This window comes from Serratia sp. (in: enterobacteria) (assembly GCF_046715635.1).
Taxonomy (GTDB): domain Bacteria; phylum Pseudomonadota; class Gammaproteobacteria; order Enterobacterales; family Enterobacteriaceae; genus Chania.
Window position 1 is genome coordinate 1 of the sequence record NZ_JBKJYW010000027.1, and the last position, 4,432, is coordinate 4,432.

The 4,432-nt window shown below is 53.3% G+C and carries 8 protein-coding genes and 1 pseudogene; 8 read left to right on the forward strand and 1 reads right to left on the reverse strand.

Annotated features, from left to right (window positions below; translation table 11 throughout):
• Together ACLQ7H_RS01200 and ACLQ7H_RS01205 are read left to right on the forward strand one after the other, a co-directional pair.
• Positions 1–229 (forward strand): cytochrome b562 (locus tag ACLQ7H_RS01200; RefSeq protein WP_411751094.1); only part of this gene is annotated, 229 nt, incomplete at its 5' end.
• 172 nt (positions 230–401) lie between these two features.
• Complete coding sequence (locus ACLQ7H_RS01205; protein WP_411751095.1) at positions 402–668, forward strand: hypothetical protein; 267 nt, start codon at positions 402–404, stop codon at positions 666–668.
• A gap of 42 nt (positions 669–710) precedes the next feature.
• Here the strand turns inward: ACLQ7H_RS01205 and rnk are convergent, their stop codons facing one another.
• Positions 711–1,121, reverse strand: a complete 411-nt coding sequence (rnk, locus tag ACLQ7H_RS01210) for a nucleoside diphosphate kinase regulator (protein WP_021180723.1) — start codon at positions 1,119–1,121, stop codon at positions 711–713.
• A 451-nt stretch (positions 1,122–1,572) separates the two neighbouring features.
• Between rnk and ACLQ7H_RS01215 the strand changes: the two genes are divergently transcribed.
• From ACLQ7H_RS01215 to ACLQ7H_RS01240, 6 genes and pseudogenes are all read left to right on the forward strand, one after another.
• Positions 1,573–1,890, forward strand: a complete 318-nt coding sequence (locus tag ACLQ7H_RS01215; protein WP_411751096.1) for a glycine dehydrogenase — start codon at positions 1,573–1,575, stop codon at positions 1,888–1,890.
• 37 nt (positions 1,891–1,927) lie between these two features.
• Positions 1,928–2,293, forward strand: a complete 366-nt coding sequence (locus ACLQ7H_RS01220) for a glycine-rich SFCGS family protein (RefSeq protein WP_021180720.1) — start codon at positions 1,928–1,930, stop codon at positions 2,291–2,293.
• Complete coding sequence (locus ACLQ7H_RS01225; protein WP_021180719.1) at positions 2,293–2,589, forward strand: DUF4312 family protein; 297 nt, start codon at positions 2,293–2,295, stop codon at positions 2,587–2,589. Before ACLQ7H_RS01220 ends, ACLQ7H_RS01225 begins: the two co-directional genes overlap by 1 nt.
• An 85-nt stretch (positions 2,590–2,674) precedes the next feature.
• The gene (locus ACLQ7H_RS01230) at positions 2,675–3,451 is read left to right on the forward strand and encodes a DUF4311 domain-containing protein (protein WP_021180718.1); all 777 of its coding nucleotides are present in this window, start codon (positions 2,675–2,677) and stop codon (positions 3,449–3,451) included.
• A gap of 11 nt (positions 3,452–3,462) precedes the next feature.
• Positions 3,463–4,113: a DUF4310 family protein gene (locus tag ACLQ7H_RS01235; protein WP_024483730.1), complete on the forward strand. Its 651-nt coding sequence runs from the start codon at positions 3,463–3,465 to the stop codon at positions 4,111–4,113.
• A 54-nt stretch (positions 4,114–4,167) separates the two neighbouring features.
• Positions 4,168–4,432 (forward strand): annotated as a pseudogene (locus ACLQ7H_RS01240) (amidohydrolase/deacetylase family metallohydrolase); the annotation flags it as partial.

Sequence of the window (4,432 nt, forward strand, 5' to 3'; positions counted from 1 at the left end):
GAATATGCGTGCTGCGGCTATGGATGCCCAGAAGGGCACACCGCCGAAGCTGGAAAGTAAAGCGCCAGACAGCCCGGAGATGAAGGAGTTTCGTCAAGGGCTGGCGACGCTGGTCGGGCAGATCGATCAGTCAATGGCGCTGGCGAATCAGGGCAAGCTGGATGACGCGCGCAAAGTGGCTGAGGGCTTCAAGCAAACCCGTGATGCCAATCATAAAAAATTCCGCTAAACGTCAGAACATCCTCGGTGACCGCCGATGGCGGTCATTGCTATCACCCCAGATAAGAAGACGGTGCCAACCCTAACACCCGACGGAGCATCGTCGAAAAGGCCGCACTGCTCTCATAGCTTAACTCGATTGCTACCTGGGTAACGCTGTTGCCCGCCGCCAGGGTTATGACATGAAGCATTGCGTCAGTGCGGCCAATCCGTTATCGATTCCAGTCGCGGTGGTTGCGACTCTCTTGTATGGCTATCTCGGTATGGGGAAGGTGAGCGGGCCACACTATTTCGGCTATGTGAACCTGTTGATTTTGGGGTTACTGCTGGTAGCAGGTATCGCGGGGATCGCGTTTGCCAAACGGGTGTTGCCCAGCGTAGATGACAGGCTGCACGCCAGAATTTACGTGTTGCTGCTGGTGGTGGTGTTAATCGCGATTTGCCTGTAAAGGCGCAAACAGGGCGGCTGAATGGCCGCCCGGAAACCTGGCTTAGCGGTGATACTCGCCCGCAGCTTCAGGTTGATACAGCAATTCCAGCACTTCAATGCGGGCTTCTTCGCCGTTTGGCAACTGCCAATTGATCTGTTTACCCACGTGCATTCCCAGCAGTGCTGCACCCAGAGGCGCCATCACTGACAGCTGCTCAGCGCTGTCTTTAAGCGAGGCAGGGTAAACCAGCGTGCGCACATGTTCTTCTGAAGTATGCAGATCGCGAAAACGTACGCGGCTGTTCATGGTGACGACGTGTGCAGGGATCTGCGACGCCGGCACAATGTCAGCGCGATCCAGTTCAGCGTTCAGCGCGGCGGCGACGTCAGTATTGGCAAAGGCTGGCTGTGCCAGTAGTGCATCCAGGCGTTCCGCATCCAGCTCATTAATGGTAATGGTTGGTTTGGTCATTCCACTCTCCAGTCCAATCAAAGGGCGCCCTTTCTGCGCCATAAATTCGGAAAACAACACAAAAGCAACACCCCCGCACCTTTGGGAGCGGGGGTGTGAAAAATGTCGGTTTGTCCTACTGATAGTAGGCTGTTAGGGCCGGAAAAGAAAGAGATCTCGATCACGAAGTTTTTTGCGCCGCGACACCAACTGGCAACTCTGCGTTGCAAACTCTTTTTGCAATCTCATTTACTTAGCGTAAAAACCTCCGGTTTTGCGAAATGGATCCCCTGGCGTCACGCAATTTCCAGTTCGAACTGGAAAAAAACGCGCTACACAAGCAATGCCCCAAAGGTTAGGGTAAAGACATCAAAGAAAGCGGGTAAAGGTAAAGCGCTTTACCGTTAACGGATAAATAGCTGGATCCAGAGGTGACTGCAAAGTGAATGACGGAACTGCTTCGGTAAGTAACATGGAACAGACTGATATCAGTGAGGCCGCAGCGATTACCACTCAACTGCTGGCCGATATTACCGCCATGTTGGGTGAAGAGAATATTTACACCAATGCGGTGCAACAACAAATGTTGGAGTCTCATATCCGCGCGATGGTGTTGCGCTCAATAACGGGCGAACCTTTGCCAGAAGTGGATAAATCACTGTTTGATGAAATCTCTGCCGGTTCGATGCAACTGGCAGAGCGAGTGGTAAATAAGTTTGCCACGCTACCGATTGAAGAGGCGTATCTGCTTTCGGTTCATTTTGAAGTGGCTAAAGATAACGACCAATAACGTTTGATTCATTAAAATTATTCAGGAGAAAAACCCCATGGGACAAATAACCGTAGTGATTGGCGATCGGCTGGGTAAAGGCCAGAAAGTAGGCCAAGGCGTTGAAAATGCAGGTGCAAAGGTGATTGTGATCCCTGGCATGGCGGCGGATATGAAGCTGGGTGACGTGATGAAAGCAGAGAATGCACAACTGGGCATTTCCTTCTGCGGCAGCGGCGGCGCTGGGGCAATCACCGCACAAACCAAATATGGTTATAAATCCAGATATGGTATGCGTTCTATCGAAGAAGGCGTGACGGCAATTAACGAAGGCTGCAATGTATTAGGCTTTGGCTTTATGGATAAAGAAGAATTAGGCCAGCGGCTAGTGGAAGCGTATGTCAAAAAATACGGCAATCCTTAATGAAAGAGACTTATACCACCTCGGTTAACGTGGAGGGTAAAGGCGATAGTAAAGCTAAAGCCTTTGCCGGTGCATTAGCGAATGTACAGGGCGTGATTTTAAAATCCACCAATAATGTTCTGCTGCGTATCGAACCGCAGGACGTCAAAATAGTAAAGGCGGAAGAGAGAACCACAAAAGAAAAATTTCTTTTCTTCTTCCTGGCGCGCGAAAGAAAAAGCTATGCCGTTTCATTAGAAATAACCGTAAACGTGACGATCATCAATACCGAAAAGGTGGTCTTCACCCAGAAATAAAAACGTTATATCCGTCGTGTTTCAAGCCACAGCGCCATAGCTGCGTCTTGGGATCCACTGGGCATGACATAAGAAGGATATTCTGATGTTTTTAATCATCTTATTTAAGTCGATTATTATCGGCGGGCTGGTTGGCGTCGGCGTAGGGGCTGGTGCCGCACGTATGTTCCACGCACCGACGACGCAGGGTATGGGAGCGTTCCGTACCTTGGGTGAGCTGAACTCCTGTGAAGGCGATCCGGCCTCTCATTTCTCATTTGGTCTGGGCTTCTTCTTCAACGCCTGGGCGTCTTCTGTGGCGGCGGGGGCCTTCACGCAGGACGTTGACCATCGCATCATCCCTAACTGGGGCGCGGCAGCCCTGATGATCAAAAACCGCAACGTCGCAGAAACCATGCATGACCCAAAAAAGATGGCCATCGCTTGCGGCATCATCGGCATTTTGGTCGTGGCCTTCCTTAACACCACCGCTTCGGCAGTGCCTGCGGCCTTGCAGGTTACGGCCATCAAAGTCTTGGTTCCAGCGGCCAACCTGCTGGTGAACACCGTCATGCCGGTGATCTTCTGGCTGGCGGCGATTGAAGCGGGCAAACGTTCTGGCTTCTGGGGCACCATCTTCGGTGGTCTGGCGCAACTGATCATGGGTAACGCCGTACCAGGTCTGGTGCTGGGTATCCTGATTGGCAAGGGCGTTGAAGAGAGCGGCTGGAATAAAGTCACCAAGATCATGATGGTGGCGATTGTGCTGCTGTTCGTGCTGAGCGGCTTCTTCCGCGGCTTTGATATGAAAGTTCTCGAATCCTTCAGCCTGGGCGTGCCTGGCTGGCTGGATGCCATTCATAACACCCTGAGCGGAAAATAAGGAGCTGAATGATGGAAGCACAAGCAGACAAAGGCTTCTGGTATGCCGACTGGTCGTTCCCGATTTTTGTTGGCCTGCTCTCGTCCGGCGTGTTCGCCGGGACACACATGTATTACCTGTATGGCATAGGCGCGTTTAACGAAGTGGCTTTCGTTTCCATGCTGCGTGCCGGGATGGACACCGGGGTTTACGGTGCGGTGGCGGCGTTCGGTGCCAGCTTCCTGTTTGCCCGTATTATCGAAGGTTCTCTGGTAGGGATCCTGGATATTGGCGGGGCGATCCAGACCGGGGTTGGCCTGGGTGTTCCTGCGCTATTGCTGGGTGCGGGGATTGTTTTCCCGGTAGCCAACTTTGCCGCCTCGCTGGTCACCGGCTTGGTCATTGGCCTGGCGATTGGTTATCTGATTATCCTGGCGCGTAAATTTACCATCAATCAGAGCAACTCCACCTATGGGGCGGACGTGATGATGGGGGCGGGTAACTCTTCTGGGCGTTTCCTTGGGCCGTTGATCATCCTGTCTGCCATGGCCGCTTCGATCCCGATCGGCCTGGGTTCCCTGCTGGGTGCGCTGCTGTTCTACATCTGGGGCAAGCCGATCACCGGCGGCGCGATCCTGGGGGCCATGATCTTAGGGGCATTTTTCCCGGTAGCCATTTCTTAATCAAGTGCCAAACCCTGGGTCAACCGCCCAGGGTTTGGCAAGGAGTAGCGAAGCATGTATGACCTAATCATCCGGCGCGCCAGGCTAGTGGACGACACCTTGGCCGATGTGGCTATTGAGGCGGGTAAGATTGCCGTCGTCGGGCAGTTGGCGGCGGATGCCAGTGCCCACAAGCAACTGGATCTGGCGGGGAACTACCGCCTGAGCGCTGGCTGGATCGACTCTCACGTACACTGTTATCCCTCTTCACCGATTTATCATGACGACCCGGATCTGGTGGGCGTGAGCAGCGGCGTTACCTCGGTGGTGGATGCTGGCA

Bases quoted from the DNA above. Each gene is read 5' to 3' on its own strand.
- ACLQ7H_RS01205 (WP_411751095.1), top strand. From the start codon at position 402: ATGAAGCATTGCGTCAGTGCGGCCAATCCGTTATCGATTCCAGTCGCG.
- rnk (WP_021180723.1), bottom strand. From the start codon at position 1,121: ATGACCAAACCAACCATTACCATTAATGAGCTGGATGCGGAACGCCTG.
- ACLQ7H_RS01215 (WP_411751096.1), top strand. From the start codon at position 1,573: ATGGAACAGACTGATATCAGTGAGGCCGCAGCGATTACCACTCAACTG.
- ACLQ7H_RS01220 (WP_021180720.1), top strand. From the start codon at position 1,928: ATGGGACAAATAACCGTAGTGATTGGCGATCGGCTGGGTAAAGGCCAG.
- ACLQ7H_RS01225 (WP_021180719.1), top strand. From the start codon at position 2,293: ATGAAAGAGACTTATACCACCTCGGTTAACGTGGAGGGTAAAGGCGAT.
- ACLQ7H_RS01230 (WP_021180718.1), top strand. From the start codon at position 2,675: ATGTTTTTAATCATCTTATTTAAGTCGATTATTATCGGCGGGCTGGTT.
- ACLQ7H_RS01235 (WP_024483730.1), top strand. From the start codon at position 3,463: ATGGAAGCACAAGCAGACAAAGGCTTCTGGTATGCCGACTGGTCGTTC.